Origin of the sequence: Chloracidobacterium sp. (assembly GCA_016720705.1) — a bacterium.
In the GTDB taxonomy this organism is placed as follows: Bacteria; Acidobacteriota; Blastocatellia; order Pyrinomonadales; family Pyrinomonadaceae; genus OLB17.
This window is the reverse complement of sequence record JADKKB010000008.1, coordinates 35,819-54,939: the sequence shown is the minus strand read 5'-3', so window position 1 is coordinate 54,939 and position 19,121 is coordinate 35,819. Positions and strand designations below refer to the sequence as shown.

13 protein-coding genes and 2 pseudogenes are annotated in these 19,121 nt (G+C 50.6%); all 15 read right to left on the bottom strand.

Features of this window, described 5'->3' with window-relative positions:
- Positions 1-3,107: pseudogene (locus IPQ00_17715) on the bottom strand (efflux RND transporter permease subunit).
- Between the two features lie 4 nt (positions 3,108-3,111).
- Positions 3,112-4,608: an efflux RND transporter periplasmic adaptor subunit gene (locus tag IPQ00_17710; protein ID MBL0242404.1), complete on the bottom strand. Its 1,497-nt coding sequence runs from the start codon at positions 4,606-4,608 to the stop codon at positions 3,112-3,114.
- Between the two features lie 7 nt (positions 4,609-4,615).
- A complete protein-coding gene (locus IPQ00_17705; protein MBL0242403.1) occupies positions 4,616-6,004 on the bottom strand; it encodes a TolC family protein in 1,389 nt (462 codons plus the stop codon).
- A 575-nt stretch (positions 6,005-6,579) separates the two neighbouring features.
- Entirely contained in the window at positions 6,580-7,698 is a 1,119-nt protein-coding gene (locus IPQ00_17700; protein ID MBL0242402.1) for a hypothetical protein, read from the bottom strand.
- A complete protein-coding gene (locus IPQ00_17695; protein ID MBL0242401.1) occupies positions 7,699-9,093 on the bottom strand; it encodes a sigma-54-dependent Fis family transcriptional regulator in 1,395 nt (464 codons plus the stop codon).
- A 130-nt stretch (positions 9,094-9,223) separates the two neighbouring features.
- Positions 9,224-9,358: a FeoB-associated Cys-rich membrane protein gene (locus IPQ00_17690; protein ID MBL0242400.1), complete on the bottom strand. Its 135-nt coding sequence runs from the start codon at positions 9,356-9,358 to the stop codon at positions 9,224-9,226.
- Positions 9,359-9,381: 23 nt separating this feature from the next.
- Complete coding sequence (locus IPQ00_17685; GenBank protein MBL0242399.1) at positions 9,382-10,191, bottom strand: DUF4198 domain-containing protein; 810 nt, start codon at positions 10,189-10,191, stop codon at positions 9,382-9,384.
- Between the two features lie 9 nt (positions 10,192-10,200).
- The gene (locus IPQ00_17680) at positions 10,201-10,857 is read right to left on the bottom strand and encodes a class I SAM-dependent methyltransferase (protein ID MBL0242398.1); all 657 of its coding nucleotides are present in this window, start codon (positions 10,855-10,857) and stop codon (positions 10,201-10,203) included.
- Between the two features lie 4 nt (positions 10,858-10,861).
- Positions 10,862-13,391, bottom strand: a pseudogene (locus tag IPQ00_17675) (heavy metal translocating P-type ATPase).
- A gap of 38 nt (positions 13,392-13,429) precedes the next feature.
- Entirely contained in the window at positions 13,430-13,627 is a 198-nt protein-coding gene (locus IPQ00_17670; protein MBL0242397.1) for a YHS domain-containing protein, read from the bottom strand.
- Positions 13,628-13,701: 74 nt separating this feature from the next.
- Complete coding sequence (locus IPQ00_17665; protein ID MBL0242396.1) at positions 13,702-14,118, bottom strand: MerR family transcriptional regulator; 417 nt, start codon at positions 14,116-14,118, stop codon at positions 13,702-13,704.
- A gap of 20 nt (positions 14,119-14,138) precedes the next feature.
- Positions 14,139-14,600: a DUF305 domain-containing protein gene (locus IPQ00_17660; GenBank protein ID MBL0242395.1), complete on the bottom strand. Its 462-nt coding sequence runs from the start codon at positions 14,598-14,600 to the stop codon at positions 14,139-14,141.
- A 631-nt stretch (positions 14,601-15,231) separates the two neighbouring features.
- The gene (locus tag IPQ00_17655) at positions 15,232-15,750 is read right to left on the bottom strand and encodes a nuclear transport factor 2 family protein (GenBank protein ID MBL0242394.1); all 519 of its coding nucleotides are present in this window, start codon (positions 15,748-15,750) and stop codon (positions 15,232-15,234) included.
- Positions 15,751-15,800: 50 nt separating this feature from the next.
- A complete protein-coding gene (locus IPQ00_17650) occupies positions 15,801-17,516 on the bottom strand; it encodes an efflux RND transporter permease subunit (protein MBL0242393.1) in 1,716 nt (571 codons plus the stop codon).
- Positions 17,462-19,108, bottom strand: a complete 1,647-nt coding sequence (locus tag IPQ00_17645) for an efflux RND transporter permease subunit (GenBank protein MBL0242392.1) — start codon at positions 19,106-19,108, stop codon at positions 17,462-17,464. Before IPQ00_17645 ends, IPQ00_17650 begins: the two co-directional genes overlap by 55 nt.
- Between the last annotated feature and the right edge of the window lie 13 nt (positions 19,109-19,121).

The following is a 19,121-nucleotide window of genomic DNA, read 5'->3' as shown; positions in this document are numbered from 1 at the left end:
TTATCCCTCCGTGAACTCTCCCTCGACATCCTTCTCAAACCATGCGTAAAGCGTCGGCAAGATCAATAGAGTCAACAGTGTTGATGTTATGAGTCCGCCAATCACAACTGTGGCAAGCGGCCGCTGAACTTCCGCCCCCGCCGAAGTTGCTAACGCCATCGGAATAAACCCGAGGCTGGCAACCAGAGCCGTCATAAGTACCGGACGCAATCGCGTCATGGCCCCGTCGTTAACGGCGTCGAGCACCGATTTTCCTTCTTCGCGGAGATGGTTGATGAAACTGACCATCACAACACCGTTTAGAACGGCAACGCCAAATAATGCGATAAACCCAACGCCTGCGGAAATCGAAAATGGCATTCCCCGCAAGGCCAACGCCACAACGCCACCAACGATCGCAAACGGAATTCCGGTATAGATCATTAGCGCCTGCTTTGCCGAGCCGAACGTCGAGAACAACATCACAAAGATCAAAAACAATGCAATCGGCACCACTATCAGCAATCGACTAGTCGCCCGCTCGAGGTTTTCGAAAGCTCCGCCCCATTGCAAATAATATCCGGGCGGAAGTGTCACTTCCTTACCGATCTTTTCTTTTGCTTCGGTTACGAAACTTGCAATGTCGCGTTGACGGACATTAGTCGATACGACGATCCGGCGCCGCGTTGCTTCACGAGATATTTGTGCGGCCCCTTCGACAAGTGCGATATCGGCAACTTGTGCGAGGGGCACGCGTTGCCCATTTGGAGCGGTTAGGATCAACGCTCGAACCGACTCGACAGATTTGCTCGCGTCTTCGTTCAAACGCAGAACAATGTCAAAACGTTGCTCGCCTTCGAAAACCTCGCCCGCCTTCTTCCCGGCAAAGATCGCTTCGACCAGTTCGTTGACATCTTCGACATTGATCCCGTATCGTGCAATGGCCGCACGGTCCGGCTTGATCTGCAATTGAGGCAAACCCGTCGTAACCTCCACCTTTGTTTCTTCCGCACCCTGTATTGTTGCTAAAACCTTTTCGATCTCTTCGCCCTTGTCGGCTAGTACCTGTAGATCGTCGCCAAAGAGCTTGATCGCAACGTCGCCTCGTGTTCCGGCGATAAGTTCGTTGACGCGCATCTCGATCGGCTGCATGAAACCAAAAGATGCCGCACCTGGGACTTCGGCTTCGAGCTTTTTAGACATCTCCTCGATCAGCTTTTCTTTCGACCAGCCTGACTTCCATTCTTCGATCGGATTGAGCATCACGAATACATCGCACTGATTCAAACTCATTGAATCCGTCGCTACTGCTGGTGCTCCGCACTTCGATACGATTGTCTTGACCTCTGGGTAGACCTTGAGTGATTTTTCAACGGCAGTCGTCATGACCATTGACTGATCGAGAGAAACACTTGGCAAACTTATTGCTTCGACCAAAATATCGCCTTCATCGAGACGCGGAATAAATTCGCCGCCAAGATATGGGAAAATGATTCCAGAGATCACAACGACCGTAACCGCAATCGCCAAAACCTGTGCCCGAAACTTCATCACAAATGCGAGCGATGGCCTGTAGATTTGTTTCGCCCAACGAATAAGAAAACTCTCCGATTCTGAAACATTGCCCTTTAGCGTCAAGGCCAACATTGCCGGAACGTAGGTCAGCGAGAGCAGAAGAGATCCGAGAAGCGCGAAGATCACAGTCAAAGCCATTGGAACGAACATCTTGCCCTCGATTCCCCGAAGACTAAGGATCGGAAGATAAACGATACCGATGATTGCCACGGCGAACACTACTGGACGCGCGACTTCGAGACAGGCTTCGAGGATAGTGCGTTCCGGTGGCTCTCGTGATTTCTCGTGCTGTGCCTCGGCGCGGCGGCGAACCACGTTCTCGACCATGACGACGGCTCCGTCAACGATCAACCCAAAATCCAATGCCCCCAAACTCATCAGGTTCCCCGATACATTGAAAGCTCGCATCAATATCGCGGCAAACAACATCGATAATGGAATGATAGTCGCGACAAGCAAAGCGCCACGCCAGTTGCCAAGCAAAAGGAGCAACACAAAGATCACCAACGCTGCACCTTCTAGCAGATTCTTTTCAACTGTCCAGATCGCGCGTTTAACTAACGAGGTTCGGTCATAAAATGGTTCGATGGTCACGCCCTTCGGCAGAGTCGTCTTGATCTCATCGATCTTTGCCTTGACTCTTTCAGCCACAACTCGCGAGTTCTCGCCTTTCAGCATGATCGCCATACCAGACACGATCTCGCCCTCGCCATTTGTGGAAACCGCACCTTGACGAATGCTTTGACCTTCTACTACTTCCCCAAGATCACGCACAAAGACGGGAACGCCTTCTTTGCCGGTTTTGACCACGATATTCGTAATGTCATCCATCTTTCGACGAGTCCGACACCACGCAGCAGATACTGCTCGGCCCCTTTCGCGATGTAGCCTCCGCCGACCGTACCATTATTTGCCATGACCGCATCGTGAACATCGCTTAGCGTCAATCCATATGATTGCAGTTTTTCGGGTGACAGACGGACTTCGTACTGTTTGCCGTAGCCGCCGTGCGAATTAACTTCCGTCACACCCGGAACGCCCATCAACTGTCGGCGAATATTCCAGTCGTGAATCGTCCTGAGATCCGTCGCCGTATAATTGCTTCCGGGTTCCGCTCGAACTTCGTACTGGTAGATCTCGCCCAGGCCGGTAGCTATTGGCCCCATTTCGGGCGAACCGATGCTCGGCGGAATATTCTCGCGAGCGGTCGCCATGCGTTCGAGAATTAGCTGGCGTGCGAAATAGATATCGGTCGACTCTTCGAAAACGATGGTTACGTTCGATATGCCGAACTTCGAAACCGAACGAATTTCTTCGACGCCCGGTATGCCCGACATCGCAACTTCGATCGGAAAGGTGATCTGGCGTTCGATCTCCAGCGGTGCAAGACTTGGAGCGTTGGTCAAAACCTGAACCTGAACATTGGTGACATCAGGCACGGCGTCGATCGGTAGATTAATAAGACTGTAAGCCCCGGCGGCCGCCATGATCGCGACGAGCAGAAGAACTATCAGCTTCTGAGCAATGGAAAATCGAATTAATGCGTTGATCATATTTTTAGTGATCGTCTCCCAACGCTCCTTTTTCGAGCTGCGTCTTTAATGTAAAGCTGCCCTTCGTGGTGACCTTTTCCCCGAGTTTTAGGCCTTCGATGACTTTCGTGTAGCCGTTGATATCGGCTCCGGCCTCGATCTCTCGGACCTCAAATGCACCCGGTTCATCGTCGCGTGGAACAAACACTATCGTTTTGTCCCCCGTTCGCTGTACTGCGGCCGAAGGCACAACTAGTTCCTCGCCCGTAGCTTCATTTGTTCCCGTGTAAAAACCAACCTCAGCGAACATACCAGCCCGTAATTTACCCTGGACATTTGGAACCTCAAGCCGAACACGTCCGGTTCTAGTTGTCTCGTCCAACTGCGGATCAATGTATGACACGCGTCCGCTGACCGTGCCGATAGCAGGCGACGTGATCTCCGCAACGGAACCAACCCGGAGCCTCGCCATGTTCGCTTCAGGAACATTTGCGATGACATAAACAGTGCCGAGATTTGAAATAGAAAATATGGGAACTGCCGCTTCGATACCTGCACCGGCATTGAATTTTCTTTCGGTGACGACACCGGAAAGTGGGGATCTTAAGGAAACGAGCGACGTATCGCTACGATGATCGTCCGTTTTGTTCGATTCGACAGGAACGCCGAGCGAACGTAATTCGTCCTCTATGTGTTTGAGATCAACCCTGGCGGTTTCAACCTCCGCCTGTGATTCCTGTAATTCTTTATTTAGAGCGATATTGGATTGAAAATCGAAATCTGCTTTGGCGGTTCTGTACGCGGTCTCGGCTGTCATTAGATCTTTTCCGGCTCCGGCACCGAGCTCGATCAGCCGCTTTGTCCTTTTCAAGGTAGCGTCGGCTTCATCCAGCCGGGCTTTCGCCTGCAATACTGCAACGCGGTTCTCAGCTTTCTGAACACGTGAAAGGTTGCGTTGGGCCAGTTCATATTTCGTCTTAGCCTCGTGCATTTTGCCGTGCATTTGAGCAAGCTGCGGACTCGAAATAACGGCAAGCACTGCTCCCTTCTGAACATTGTCACCAACACCGTAGAAAACTTTTTCGATCCGACCGCCAACCAGTGCCGTCGCCATTTCGGTTGTCTCAGGATTCAACTCGACAGCACCCGTTACCATCAATCTGGCAATGGCAGGTCGCTGGGTTACTGATTCCGTTACGATACCGGCAGATGTGAGCATTTCAGGATCGAGTTTTACTTCCTTGCCCTTCTCGTCCTCAGAATGTCCCGGCTCTTCTTTATGTTCCTCAGTGGCCGCTTTGTCGCCGCTGGCGGAGTTCTTACTAACGATCCACGCAACCCCAATGATCGCGATAAGCCCGACTACCGCCGCGGTTATTATCCATGCCACGAGTGATCCCCTCGTCGTCGGGATCTTAGGGTTGCGATCTCCGTCGTTCTCTAGGTTCGATTCGAGACGGTCTAGTTCCGCTTCGTCGTTCTGGTGATGCTCGTTCTGCTCATTTATATTTAGATCAGACATAATATTTTTAGTTCTCTAAGTTGGCTCCGATGGCGATGAAAAGTTCGGCTTGCGAACGATATCGTAAGGTTAGTGCTTCGGTTAGGTCGCGATTGGCATCAAGCAATTTTCGCTGCTCGGCAATGAGGTCGGTGATCTTTAGCTGTCCTAGCTCATAGACCTTTCGGATCGTTTCGATGTTTTCTAATGAGCGGGGAATCACCGTTGTTTCAAGCGTTCGTAAAGCCCGTTTTGCCGACTCGATGCGCTGAAAGGCCGTGACAACTTCGTTTCGAATTATCGCTTCGGCAAACGAGCGTCTCTCCTGGGCTTGGCGAATTGCTATTTCGGCTTCAGCTTTGGCTCCCTGCTTTTTGTCGAAGATCGGCAATCCGATCGAAACGCCGAATGTAAGGCTGCGATCGGTACTCTGCGGAAATGATCCAACCGGCAGATCAATACTCGAACGCCCTTGCGTGTAACGCGTGTACGCTGTGACATCCGGCTTACTCTGTGAACGAACGAGCCGAAGCCCAGCGCTCGCGAGTTGTTCTTCGAGCTCTGCAACTCGCAATTCGGGTCTCGACCTTAGAGCGAGCGAGATGCCGGTTTCGCTTGTTGTAGGCAATTGTGGAATTTGAGCTGCGGAAATTTCCTCGCGTAGCTTTAGCGGCTGGTCGTAAGCGACACCGGCATAGAATTTTAGTCTGGTTAACGCTGTTTGGATGTTGCCGTCTGCGATCTCGCGTCGTGCCCGAAGCCGCTCGACCTCGGTTTGCAGGAGACTCAATTCCAGAGGAGCGGTTTCGCCCTCGTTGACCCGAGTCTGCACAAAACGAACCGTCTGTGTGTCCAGTTCCAACAGGTCGTCCAATACCTGTAATTCTTTTAAAGCCGCAAGTGCTTCGGCATAGGTATTAAGAACCTGACCGGTGACCTCACGCTGTCGAGTTGTAAGTTCCGCTTCGCGTAATGTGATCTCCGCTCGCGCGAGATCGATCCGCTTTTGCCGCTGTCCGTAAACATCGACCGGCAGAGAAAAGCCAACGCTCAACTCGCGATCTCCAGGCGAACCCACTATCCTTCCGGTTGACTGCTCAACCTCGAGTGTCGGATTCGAGCGCAGCCCGGCTTGCGTAAGCCGGGCTCTGGCTTTTTCGATCTCAAGCTGGGCGATCTTGATATTTCCGTTACTCGCTACCGCAAGACGTACGATCTCGGCAAGAGAAATGCCGTCCGTTTGGTTGTGATAGCGATTGGCAAACGGTGCCACTAGCCGTTTTTCAGGTAAGCTCGCCGCCGGTTGCGAAGCGATACTAGTTGATCCGATATCGAACGCATTCGCTCTGGTATTCTCCTGCGAATACGCAGTAGCCGCCGTCGTAACGACGACCACGTACAATAATTTTTTGAACATTTATAAACCTATCTCAAAAACAATCTGCTAGCCTGCTAGGCGCGGATTCGCACACTAGCCAAATAAAGGCGCATCAATGGTATTTGAGTTAGGCTTTTGGCGGCTGCCAAATTGAGAAGGAGCGGGTGGATTCGTAAGGGGCTTTGTAGTGAGAAAAATCAGAACTCGCTTGCTCAACGGTTTTCGGAAAGGTCACAGCCACAGAGTAGACGATCGTCTGAGCAGGGTTGCTTCCGCAACATGAGCAGACACAAAACGGCGAACAATCATCATTGGAATCACTGTCACTATCCTGCGAAAGCGGGTCCAAGTGGGCAACCTTCTGAACCGGGTGACCTTGGTTGTCGCGTGGCAATAGGCTGTCCTTACACGGCTGCACCGAAAGGACAAGCAAATACGCCACAAAGATGTAAGTCACGATTCTCACGACTCGATGGTCTCAAATTTTTAACTGGTCTGTCTAGTCCGTCGAATCAAAAGCGGCATGAATCTTAACCGCCCCCATGTTCAGGCGTGCTATTGACGACGTTGTAACAGGCTAAACTACACAACGCATAATAGGAACGCCGCACTCTTTACGCAATTGTCGTTGTTGGAAGGATTAGCGAAAACAGAGCTCCATCAGAGGTGTTTTGGGCAAGAAGTTTCCCCCCGTGTTGGGTCGCGATTTTATGAGCAATTGAAAGGCCGAGTCCTACCCCTTTTTCCTTAGTCGTGTAGAACGGGTCGAAAATCTTCGAGAGATTTTCTTCGTCAACCCCAGAACCGGTGTCAGTGACTTGGACGATAAAATCACTGTCTTGCTGAAAAGTTTTAAACGTAATCGTCTGACCGGCACCGTTTGACTGGGTCATGACCTGTAGAGCGTTGATAGCTAAATTTAGTATCACCTGCTTGATCTGCTCGGCATCGACGAGAATCAGCGGAAGATTCTTCTGGAGATCTCTAATCACTTCAACCGACTGTGACGAAGCCTCGTTCTCGATCAAACCTGTGATTGAGTCCACGATTTCGTTAAGATCAGTTGGAGTTTTAGACGGTGCGTTGGGTCGTGCGAATCGTAGAAACTCACCCACTAGCCGATCTAACCTATCTATTTCACCTTTTGCAAGACCGACGAACTCTCGCCGAGGACTGTCAACGGTCAGCTCGTCCTCTAATATTTCGATGGCCCCTTTTATTGACGCAAGCGGGTTGCGGACCTCATGAACGATTCCGGCAGAAAGTTCTCCGAGCGAGGTTAATTTCTCCGCCTGAAGCAGCTGTTGAAACGTTGTTTGCAACTCATCGTAAGCCCTTCGTTTCTCCTCGGCATTTCTTTCAGCTCGTTCCCTGGCATTTCTTAAACGGTCGCCGAGAGCTCCCATTATCCCGCCAACGAGATTGAAGATCACGATTTCGGCATACTGGTTGATGGAGTAATCAAAATGTCCGTGTTGCCAATGTAAATAAACATGTGGCGAGTAAATGATGGTTGTAAAAAGAGATGCCGCGAGCCCACCTCTGAGACCAAATATTAAAGCGGCGGCTATAATTGGTACGTAGTAGATCCGCTGATATATCTCGTGCCAAACGATTTGATCTGTAGGCGTGAGAAAGTGCAGCACGGTAATGAGGATGATCACCGCTGCAATTACAATCCATACGTACAAACGGTTACGGGAGGATGTGATATTGAAGGTCTGCGTATCCATCTAGTCGTCCGAAATGCTGGGACCGGACTCCTCTAAGTCGTACTTCTGTATTCGATATATAAGGGCGCTTCGAGTAATACCTAGATATTTTGAGGTTTGCGACTGATTTCCGTTATGCCGAAGAAGCGAACTACGTATAATTTCCCGTTCGATGGCCTCTAGATTAATCGGCTCGGAAGGCAGGTCGAACCACAATTCCCCCTTCGTTGAAAAAGGCTTCTTCACGGTTTCCGGGACGTCGTTAAGAGTTAAAGGATCCCCATCCGAAAGAACAACCATTCTTTCTACCAGATTCTCCAATTCGCGAACGTTTCCCATCCATGGGTAATCGAAAAATACCTTGAATACCTCGCGCGATATCTTTGGCGGTCTTATCCCATGTTTCGACGCAGATCGGGTTGCAAAATGTTCGGTCAAGACTGGCAAATCCTCACGGCGTTCACGCAACGGTGGAATTGTGATTGGAACGACCGCGAGTCGGTAGAAAAGATCCTCGCGGAAGGCGTTTTCTTTTATAAGATCGGGCAGGTTTTCGTTGGTGGCAGCAATTATTCGAGCATCTATCTTGCGCGGGGTATTTTCGCCTAGGCGTGTCACTTCCTGCTCCTGCAGAACCCTCAAAAGCCGTGTTTGCGACTGGAGAGGCATAGCACTGATCTCATCAAGGAATAAGGTACCGCCATTGGCTTCCTCAAATTTGCCCCTCGATTCTCCAACCGCACCAGTGAAAGCACCTTTTTTATATCCGAATAACTCTGCTTCGATGAGCGTTTCGGGTATAGCGGCACAGTTGATAGCAACAAACGGATTGTCTCTGCGCGTGCCGGAAAAGTGTATTCCTTTCGCGATCAATTCTTTTCCAGTTCCCGACTCACCTTCGATTAGGACGGTGACGTTTGTTTTTGACACTCGCTCAACCAGATCAAAAACCTGAAGCATCTTTTCAGATGATCCGATAACGTTCTCGATTCGAAATTCTTCGTGAATCTGACGTCTTAGCCGGCGATTCTCCGCTAAAGCGTGGCCATATCTTAGGGCTTTTTCGACCGTTAGCAGAATTTCCTGGCGGTTAAAAGGTTTTGTAATAAAATCAAAGGCCCCGCCGCGCATAGCTTCGACCGCTGTATCGACATCTCCGAAAGCGGTAATAACAATGATTGGTACTTCGCTGTTGATCGCCGTTGCCTGTTGGACCAACTGCGACCCCGTGATCTTCGGCATGCGCCAATCGGTGATCACGCAGTCAAAGTCGTCTGCCGAATAGAACCTCAATGCTTCTCGGCCATCACTCTCGCTCACGACCGAATGCCCGGCCTCCGATAGCTGAAATTCAAGAACCCGACGCAGCGACTCATCGTCATCGACCAGCAAAATTTTGGCAGGGGCTTTTGTCATGACGACCTCATTTTACCAAACTCCAAATCAGTTCCGCTCCGAACACCTTGTGAATTTTAGTTTCCGTGCGATGCTTGGTGTGTAAGTGGATTTCGAGGGAACGCGTGGAGCTTAGCGACGACATTCCGCATCACTTACCGCAGCCGCAATCATCGCCGCAGCCCGATTTTGACGAAAAGGCACTGCGTCTTTGCACCAGTGTTCTCACCGCAAAGATAACAGCCGCGAGAATGATTGCGATCACTAACAGATATTGAAGATCCATAAGGTATCATTAATCCGGTGAACTCATTTGATCTCGAACGTCAGCGTCGTCCATTTCGACTCGTAATTCAAATTCAGGTCGCCGAGTTTTGCCATATTGATGAACTTGACATACCATTTGCCTGAACCGTCAAGCCGCAGCATGACAAGGCCTTTCTCGTCGCTGCGAAGTTCTGGCGACGAAACTATCTTTCCCCTAGCGTCCCGTCCGGCAAGGACCACTTGGCCAACGAGCGGCCTACCATCCTTGAGACAAAGGAGTTCGATCGTGTCGCCCCGTTTTAGCTTATACGGATTCTGCTGCGGTACGAGTTCTACCGGATAGCCGAGAATCATTTTGTAATCGTCGGTCTGCTTCTTTCCAACCTGTAGGATCGCTTTCACATGCTTGCTGTAACGCTCCACCGCGTCTTTTTTCAGTTCGCCGGTCTTCCGTCTCTCCTCGAGCGTGTCAGGGAGGCCGTCTTCTTTGAGATACTCATTGAAATCCGCCGCTTTCAACGCGATCTCGCGTGATTTGGTCGAAAGCCCGACAACGTAGGTTCCCGCCGCTCCGGTCTTCAGATTTAGAAAGGCAGTCGTTTCGTCTTTAGTAAGATCGGCTTCCTTCGGATGCACACGATTCCCACCCGAAACGACGCTCACGTCATTTAGCCGGGCGAATGCAACCGCTCCCTCGCTCGTCAGAAACGTTCCATTCATGACTTTGACAGTAAACTTCGAGTTAGGCTTCAGGAAATAGCTGTCTGACTTAAGAAACAGGTCGTGTGCGAAAGCGGCCACAGTTAATAGCGAGCAAAGTAAAACGCCGCCTGTTAAATTTCTCTTCGTCATCATATCCTCCTAACGTTTCGTCTTCGTCCCTTTATGGAGCCGGATTGTCCCAAATAAACTATCAAAATTTTTCGTTTCTTCCACCGCTTCAATACCCGTATCCGTCATCAAACTCGGCAATAGGCCATTAAAACTGTCGTCCGTTGTTTCCGAACCGTCGAGCAGTTTGATGAAATATGAAGGAAATTTCATAAATGAATTGGATGGCAGTCCCCAGTCGGCAATATGTATCTCGCCATTCGGTTTGAGAACTCGCCTTACCTCGCTCAATGTTCTCAACTTATCCTCCCGCGTCAAATGATGAAAGAACAAGCTCGAAACGACGCGGTCAAAAGATGCATCTTCATAGGGCAATTCAAACGACATTCCTTCATCGAATTCAATCTCAACGCCCGAGTCTTTTGCCTTTGCCCTGGCTATATCAAGAACTGTAGAATCACCGTCAATACCGATGACAGTGGTTTGCGTCTGCGCGTTTTTAATCAGTATTGTGAGCGTTCCCGTACCGCAGGCCAGATCCAAAACACGATGGCCGATTTTGATTTGAGCTTCTGAAACAAGAGCATTCTTGAAAACTTTCTCCCGCGTCGTCAGGCGCACCACCGGATCATAAAAAGGCGTTAGCCATTCGTAACTCAACGCAGGAATGTATCTTTCATTCTTCACTTGCTTACAATTTCAAGTTCCGCAAACGCAGCGCATTGACGATGACCGAGACAGAGCTGAAAGTCATCGCGGCGCTCGCGATCATTGGGCTCAGAAGGAGGCCGAAAATTGGAAATAGAACGCCGGCCGCGATGGGCACGCCGACGAGGTTGTAAATGAATGCAAAGAACAAGTTCTGACGGATGTTCTTCATAGTCGCCTCGCTCAGTTTTTTCGCCCTCAGGATTCCGCGAAGGTCGCCTTTTAGAAGCGTTATATCAGCGGATTCCATAGCCACGTCTGTTCCCGTCCCCATTGCGATCCCGACCTGCGCCTGAGCTAGGGCCGGTGCATCATTTACGCCGTCGCCGGCCATTGCGACGATCTTGCCCAGCGTCTGCAGCTCCTTGATCTTTTCCGCTTTTTGTTCGGGCAAAACATCAGCGAAAACCTTGTCGATGCCGAGCCGTTTGGCAACTGCGTCGGCCGTAATTGCATTATCGCCCGTCATCATGACGACTTCGATCTTGTGTCGATGCAGTTCGTCGATTGCTTCTTTAGCAGACTCTTTAATAGTGTCGGCGACCCCGACAAGCCCGGCGGGTTTCCCGTCAACGGCGACGAACATTACCGTTTGCCCTTCCGCACGAAGCTCGTCGGCTTTTCCATCAGCCGGGAAATCAATGTTGTTTTCCGTCATCAACTTCGCATTACCCAGTAACACCTTTTTCCCGTCGATCGATCCAGTGATTCCTTTCCCTGTAATGGATTCAAAACCCTCAACCTTTGCCAATTCAATATTTTTCTCTTCGGCTCCTTTGATAATCGCTTCCGCCAGCGGATGCTCGCTCGATCTCTCAAGACTAGCTGCAAGGCGCAAGATCTCGATTTCATCCGATCCATATAACGAGATAACCTTCTGAAGCCGAGGTTTGCCCTCGGTCAAGGTTCCGGTTTTATCAACGACGATGGAATTCACCTTTTCCAGGATCTCTAGTGCCTCGGCCTTCTTGACCAATACACCGTGCCGCGCACCGTGTCCCGTGCCGACCATGATCGACATCGGCGTGGCCAGTCCCAACGCACATGGGCAGGCAATAATCAGAACTGAAACCGCCGCGACCATCGCGTAAGCGAAACTACCGAAGATCAGCCAAACGGCAAACGCGACGATCGCTACGAGAATAACCGCCGGGACAAAATAGGCCGATACGACATCCACGAGACGCTGGATAGGAGCGCGCGAACGCTGAGCCTCGCCGACCATACGGACGATCTGCGCGAGCAGCGTGTCGCTGCCGACCTTTTCCGCTTTCATTACAAAGCCGCGTCGGCCATTGATCGTTCCGCCGATAACCTTATCGCCGACCGTCTTTTCGACCGGGATCGATTCGCCCGTCACCATCGACTCATCAACCGAAGTATCGCCTTCCAAGATTGAGCCATCCGTTGGAATTTTTCGTTCGCCTTAACCCTCAAACTCGCGTCGATCTGTACATCTTTTAGCGCGATCTCGGTCTCCGTGCCGTCGTCGAATACAACGATCGCAGTTTCCGGCGCGAGGCCGAGCAGGGCTTTGATGGCGCTTGAGGTTTGGCTTCTGGCTCGAAGTTCGAGAACCTGCCCGAGGAGAACAAGTGTCGTAATAACGGCTGCCGCTTCAAAGTAAGCGGAGATCAACCCAGTGTGCTCATTTCGCATCGATGCCGGGAACAGATCGGGCAGGAACAGAGCAAAAAGACTGAAAAGATAAGCTGCTCCGGTGCCGATGGCGATCAGCGTGAACATATTCGGGCTGGCATTCTTAACGGAAGCCCATCCACGCTGAAAGAAAGGAAATCCGCCCCAGAGTACGACCGGCGTCGCAAGAACGAGCTGTGTCCAAATGAAATCTTGGGTGAATGTATGTCGTGGAAACTCGGCAGCATTTCCGACATCGCCAGAGCAAAAACCGGAAGGGTCAATGCGGAGGAGATCAAGAACCGCCGTTTCATATCGAGATATTCCGGGTCAGGAGCATCATCGAGCGTCATCACCTTAGGCTCAAGTGCCATTCCGCATTTCGGACAGCTTCCCGGACCTATCTGCACAACTTCCGGATGCATCGGGCAGGTGTATTCGACCCCCTTGCTTTCGGCCTCAAGTTTTTCTTCCTCTTTCTCCTGAAGAAAGCTTGCCGGATTTTGTTTGAACTTGTTCAAACAGCCCGCCGAGCAAAAATAATAAGTTTCGCCCTCGAAAACATATTTTCCCGCAGGCGTTTCCGGCGCGACTGTCATTCCGCACACCGGATCAACAAATTCCCCTTCAGGCGTAGCATTCATCTCTCCGTGCGAGACAGTTTCTATTCTTTCGCGACCGATCTCTTCAAAACCACTCGCGCTGACGTCTTGCGTCTTGGCGATAAATTTCTGCAAACAGTCTTTAGAGCAAAAATAGTAGATCTTCCCCTCATGCATAAAACTCCCCGCCGCCGTCGCCGGATCGACCGTCATTCCGCATATCGGATCGATAAATTCGTCTTCTGCTGCGATCTTTTTTACAATTCTTGTCATGGCCCCTCCTCGCGGGATAAATACCGTTATCAACCTGTTTATTTGCCGCTGCAGCAGCTCGCCGGTTTCTCGTCCGTAGGCTCGATAAATTTTTGTAGACAGGCGGTCGAGCAGAAATAATATGTATCTCCGTCCTGGTTTAGGCTGCCGGCAGCCGTTGCGGCCATGACCTGCATTCCGCATATCGGGTCGGTAAAAGTGTCGGTTGTTGTTGTAGTTGTTGTTTTCTCAATCATATTTCTATCTTCCAGTCGTTAAAAGTAACGACAAAAACTATTCTACAACCTGTTAGCAGGGGTCAGGTCAAGCGCTATTTTTCTGTCTCGCTTACCGACTCGATCAAGTGGCAAACTGAATCACCCGTCGGCATTGAATTCTTCATTTGCGACCAATCCTTAAGGGCTCCCTCCATTTTCCGCTGGAGCTTCCGCATCTCATTGATCTTTCGTTTATTCTCCGCAATACGGCGGACGATAATTTCCCGAACCATCGGACACGGCGTATTCCCTTCTTTCGCCTCCTTCAAAATATCCGCGATCTCGGCGAGCGAAAATCCCAGATTGCCGGCTGCCTTGATAAAACGCACCCGCACGGCGTCCGAAGGCTGATAAACCTTATAGTTATTTTGTGTATTTCGGGCCGGCCTCAGCAAACCGATGCGGGTATAGTGCCTGATCGTGTAGAGAGACACGTCGGATTGTTTAGCCAATACCGTAGCGGTCATCATTGGATTGGGTTACTCCTCATCTATTTTCGATCTATTTCGTCAAGTTTTTTCTTCATCCACTCGATCTCCGACTGTTGAGACGAGGTTATACCTTTACACAATTCCTTGATCTCCGTGTCCTGGAGATTCGGGTTATCACACATCAGAACGGCTCCTCCGTGGTGCGGGATCATAGATTTCAAGAATTCTCTATCGGAGATGGCGGTCTGCTTTCTGATAAACAACGAAAACAGGACAAGCAAAATAATGCTGACACCCGCGATGATCAGATTGGCCTTTTTGTTGTTATACATCGACCACATCACAAAGATCTCGATCACGATCATCGGGGCGGTCATAAGTCCGGCCATGTAAAACTGATTTAAGTTTGGATAGACGTTTCCGAACGAATCGACCATCATGTACATAAATACGAACATCGAAATAAACGACAGAATCGCCATGATGGCGAGGTTCACGTACATGCTTTTTGCTTTCTTCATGTCTTTAATGTGTTTTTTACCTCCTTTTTACAAAAAGTTATTCACCCTGATGGAATAGCGTTTCACTACGTCCAAATCCCCTGCTGAAGACGGCATCGGGCAAATTGGCACTGCCCGACGCCTCTGCTCATTGACCCGTATAAACTTCTGGACTCCCTTCAAACTTGTCCTTATACAGGGTCGAGCAAAAATAATAGGTTGCTCGCCTTGAGAACTATCATTAAGTAATCGCCTCAAAAAGATCTTCCCTTTCCTGCGGCCGATTAGCGTGTCTATCACAACACGCCTTTCCATAGATCCATACAACTCACTCCTTGAAGTTCTACTTCCAAAATTGGAACCGCCCCGGTGCCCTCTACTTATCTTGAGGCGCAGGTGGCCTGCCCTTTCGTTTTTTTCGCCATCGGCCCATAAAGTAAAGGGTGACACCAAAAATGAGAACGATCACGCCGTTAACCGACATGACCTGGTGTGAGGCATAACCTATATAGTCCGGATTAGAACTCACTCTAATCAGATGCCACGCAAAGAGGGCGATCCCTATAACGCTTATTACTATTCCCCCTGTCTTCATAAAGAATTTCACAAAAATTGAGCCGTATTGCCGCCGAGTTCGTGTCTAGAAACCGGATTAACCCTTTGGAGACGGCGAGGGCTGGGCTGCCGGAGCCCTGCGAGGAGCGCTTGAATGCCAATGGACGATTCGCCATTTGCCATCGCGCTTTTCTAGAACCGCTGTGCCCAAACCGCCGCTTTCTACCTTGCGAGTACCCATTTCGGCGGCAAGAGAATATTTAAAAGTTGCCCACGCCGTCTTGCCATCGACTTTAACCTTCATATCCGAAAACGAGTATTTCGTGTTTTTGAATTCCTTTAGTTCGGGAGCGAGATGGGTGTTGCGGTAATCATTCCAACCGTAATTGGCGTGTCCGCTTTCGAAGACGGTGACATCTTCGGTGTTGGCCCAAATTTTATCGAGGGCCGCTAGATCGCCCTTTTCGACCGCCGCCGCTTCGCTCATCATGACGTCCGTGACAGCTTTAACTTCGTCGGTCTGTGCATTGACGGGGAAGGTCAAATTTAAGACCAGCACGCAGGCTCCAAGCACCAGCGCAACGATCAAAGCCCCGCGCAAATTTGTTGTCTTCATAGTTTTTCTCCTCTATATAGTTAAATATCTCAAACAACTCTTGGAATCCTTTAACTTTCCGTAGCAGGAACCGGATTCCTAGCCGGGAAGTCCGTTGTCGTATCAGCCCGATCTCCTTCCCACTCACCGGCCCCGAACATCCCGTGCTCGCGTTCCGCGATAACTCGATCCGCACTCGGCCGTCCGAACTTGTAAAAGACAGCCGGGGTTACGATCTGATCAAGTAGGGTCGAAGTTAAAATTCCGCCCAGCACCACCACCGCGAGTGGGTGCAATATCTCTTTGCCCGGAGCGTCCGCCGCAAGGATGAAGGGTATTAGCGACAGTCCCGCGGTCAGGGCAGTCATCAGGACGGGAACGAGCCTTTCTAACGAGCCGCGTACGATCATGTGTTCGGTAAAATCTTCGCCTTCTTCTTTCATCAGGTGAAGATAATGCGAGATCATCATGATCCCGTTTCGTGACGTGATCCCGACGAGAGAAATAAAGCCGACCATTGTCGCGATCGAAAACACGCCGCCCGAGAGGTGCAAGGCCCAGACGGCTCCGATCAACGCTAGGGGGATGTTTATCATCACCTGAAGGGCTACCCGCCAGTCACCAAAGGCTTTTATCAGCAGAAAGAAGATTGCTAACAGAGAAAAAATTGAGAGTAATGAGAGAGTTCTTGTTGCCTCCTGCGATGCCTGAAACTGGCCGCCATACTCAAGAAAATACCCGGTTGGCAGTTGAACCTGTGTCGCGACACGGCTTTGAATGTCATTGACGACGGAGCCAAGATCACGTCCGGCAACGTTTGCCCCAATGACAATTCGGCGTTTCGTGTCTTCTCGAAGGATCTGGTTGGGTCCGGGAAAATTCTCAACAACAGCTACGGCAGAAATGGGAATCTGAGTTCCTTGCGGCGTGTCGATGGTGACATTTTGCAATGCATCCAGACTGTTGCGGGACGCCTCATCAAAACGAACCACCACGTCGTAACGCCGGGCTCCATCAATGGCCTGCGAGACGGTTCGCCCGTTCAATGCCGTCTCCAGCGTTCGCGTAACTTCGCCCGGCTGAAGACCGTATTGGGCGGCTTTGACCCGGTCGACATTAAAACGCACCTGCGGGATCAGAACCTGTCGCTCAACCGACACGTCCGTTGCCCCCTCGACGGTTTGAATCGTATTCCGAATCTCCTCAGCCTTTGAACGCAGTGTAGCCAAATCGTCGCCGAACAACTTGACCGCGATCTGTGCCCTAACACCAGACTGCAAATGATCCAACCGATGAGAGATCGGCTGTCCTACGTTAGAGGTAACTCCGGGAACGACCGCGAGTTTATCTCGGATCGCCGAAAGGATCTCCTCCCGTGACCGGTCGGATTTCTTCAGATCAACGTCGATCTCGGTATAGTGAACGCCTTCGGCGTGTTCGTCGAGTTCAGCCCTTCCCGTCCGGCGCCCCGTAGAAATAACCTCAGGAACCTCTAACAGTAATTTCTCGGAAATTTGGCCGATGCGGTTAGATTCCGCCAGAGACGTCCCGGGCTGGGCCTGGACATTGACGGTGAGCGTTCCTTCATTGAAGTCCGGCAAAAACGATGTGCCAACAAATGGCAAAGTAGCCATCGTCAGAATGAATACAACGGCTGCCCCGACGATAACTTTATATGGATGACGAAGCGTCCAGTGAAGAAGCCGACTGTCGTATTTTTTCAACCAGCGAACTAGGAAGCTGTCCTGATGTTCGTCCGCCGATGGAGAGCGAAAACGCCGCCACATTTTCGAAAAAATGGAAGGCTTGTCGTCTGCTTCCTGTTCGATCTCAACCGGACCATCGACCACTCTTTGTCGTCCTTTCGCCTAAATGTTTGGGGCAACAGATACGACGCCAAGACGGGCGTTAAGGTTAAACTTACGAACAGAGATGCCACGAGTGCAGTAATGTACGCGAGGCCCAAGGGAGCGAGCAATCTGCCTTCGACACCCGATAAGGCGAACAGCGGAATAAACACGAGGGCGACGATCACCGTGGCATAAATGATGGACGAGCGCACCTCAAGCGATGCGTGATAGATCACCTCGAGAGATGGACGAGGATTTTCAAGGTTCCGGTTTTCGCCGAGTCGACGGAAGATATTCTCAATGTCGACGATCGCATCGTCAACCAACTCGCCGATCGCAACCGCCAAACCGCCGAGGGTCATTGTATTTACCGAGATCCCAAACGCATAGAGGATAAGAAATGTAACGATGAACGAAAGTGGAATCGCCGTGAGTGTAATAAACGTGGTTCGGAAATTAAGCAAAAACAGGAACAATACAATCGCGACCAGAATCGCACCGTCACGCAATGCTTCGGTGACGTTGCCAATCGACGCGTTGATGAAGTTCGCTTGTCGAAAGAGATTAGGGTTGATCTCAACATCGGGTGGAAGCGTTTTTTGCAGTTCCCGCACCGCCTCGTCAACCTTTTCTGTCAGATCTTGAGTACTGGCACCGGGCTGTTTTTGAACTGAAACTATAACGGCGGGCTTTCCGTTCGTTCCGGCCTCGCCCCGCTTAATTTTCGCGCCAAACTGTACTTCGGCTACATCACCTAAACGAATAGGCGTGTTGTTACGATACGCAACAACCGTTTGCTTCAGTTCGTCGATCGAATAAAACCTGCCAAGGTTCCGAACAAGGTATTCTTGCGATTGGGCATCGACGAAGCCGCCGGTGGAATTAATGTTCGATTTTTCTAACGCGACTGAAACGTCTTCGATTGTGACACCAAATTGTCTAAGCTTTTCGGGTGATACAAGAGCCTGATACTGTTTCACGCCGCCGCCGATGGGGATGACCTGAGAAACACCGGTAATCGTCAACAGCCTGGGTCGAATTGTCCAGTCTGCCAAGGTCCTCAACGCTAACGGATCAGTCGTTCCGTCCTTGCTAGACACAGCGACCAGCATGATCTCGCCCATTATCGAGGAGATGGGAGCTAGAAACGGCGAGACTCCTCGCGGCAACTGTTCGCGGGCTTCTGTTATCTTTTCCGAAACCAACTGCCGGTTTCGATAAATATCCGTTCCCCATTCGAATTCTACGTAAACAATTGACAATCCGATGCCGCTCACTGAGCGAACCCGTGAAACGCCCGGCACACCGTTCATCACCGTCTCGATCGGATATGATACCTGTGTCTCGACTTCTTCGGGTGCTAAGCCATTAGCTTCGGTCAATACCGTGATCGTCGGTTTATTAAGATCGGGAAAGACATCGACCGGTAAATTGAACGCAACGTAGCTGCCCCAGACAAGCAACAGGGCAGCGATCGCGACGACGATCAACCGGTTCTTGAGAGACCATTTGATAATTCCATTGAGCATTTAAATCACATAC

Excerpts from the sequence above, each read along its gene's own strand:
- IPQ00_17645 (MBL0242392.1), bottom strand. The coding sequence starts at position 19,108 with ATGCTCAATGGAATTATCAAATGGTCTCTCAAGAACCGGTTGATCGTC.
- IPQ00_17710 (MBL0242404.1), bottom strand. The coding sequence starts at position 4,608 with ATGTCTGATCTAAATATAAATGAGCAGAACGAGCATCACCAGAACGAC.
- IPQ00_17655 (MBL0242394.1), bottom strand. The coding sequence starts at position 15,750 with ATGAAGACAACAAATTTGCGCGGGGCTTTGATCGTTGCGCTGGTGCTT.
- IPQ00_17650 (MBL0242393.1), bottom strand. The coding sequence starts at position 17,516 with ATGTGGCGGCGTTTTCGCTCTCCATCGGCGGACGAACATCAGGACAGC.
- IPQ00_17690 (MBL0242400.1), bottom strand. The coding sequence starts at position 9,358 with ATGGATCTTCAATATCTGTTAGTGATCGCAATCATTCTCGCGGCTGTT.
- IPQ00_17660 (MBL0242395.1), bottom strand. The coding sequence starts at position 14,600 with ATGAAGAAAGCAAAAAGCATGTACGTGAACCTCGCCATCATGGCGATT.
- IPQ00_17665 (MBL0242396.1), bottom strand. The coding sequence starts at position 14,118 with ATGATGACCGCTACGGTATTGGCTAAACAATCCGACGTGTCTCTCTAC.
- IPQ00_17705 (MBL0242403.1), bottom strand. The coding sequence starts at position 6,004 with ATGTTCAAAAAATTATTGTACGTGGTCGTCGTTACGACGGCGGCTACT.
- IPQ00_17695 (MBL0242401.1), bottom strand. The coding sequence starts at position 9,093 with ATGACAAAAGCCCCTGCCAAAATTTTGCTGGTCGATGACGATGAGTCG.
- IPQ00_17685 (MBL0242399.1), bottom strand. The coding sequence starts at position 10,191 with ATGACGAAGAGAAATTTAACAGGCGGCGTTTTACTTTGCTCGCTATTA.
- IPQ00_17700 (MBL0242402.1), bottom strand. The coding sequence starts at position 7,698 with ATGGATACGCAGACCTTCAATATCACATCCTCCCGTAACCGTTTGTAC.
- IPQ00_17670 (MBL0242397.1), bottom strand. The coding sequence starts at position 13,627 with ATGATTGAGAAAACAACAACTACAACAACAACCGACACTTTTACCGAC.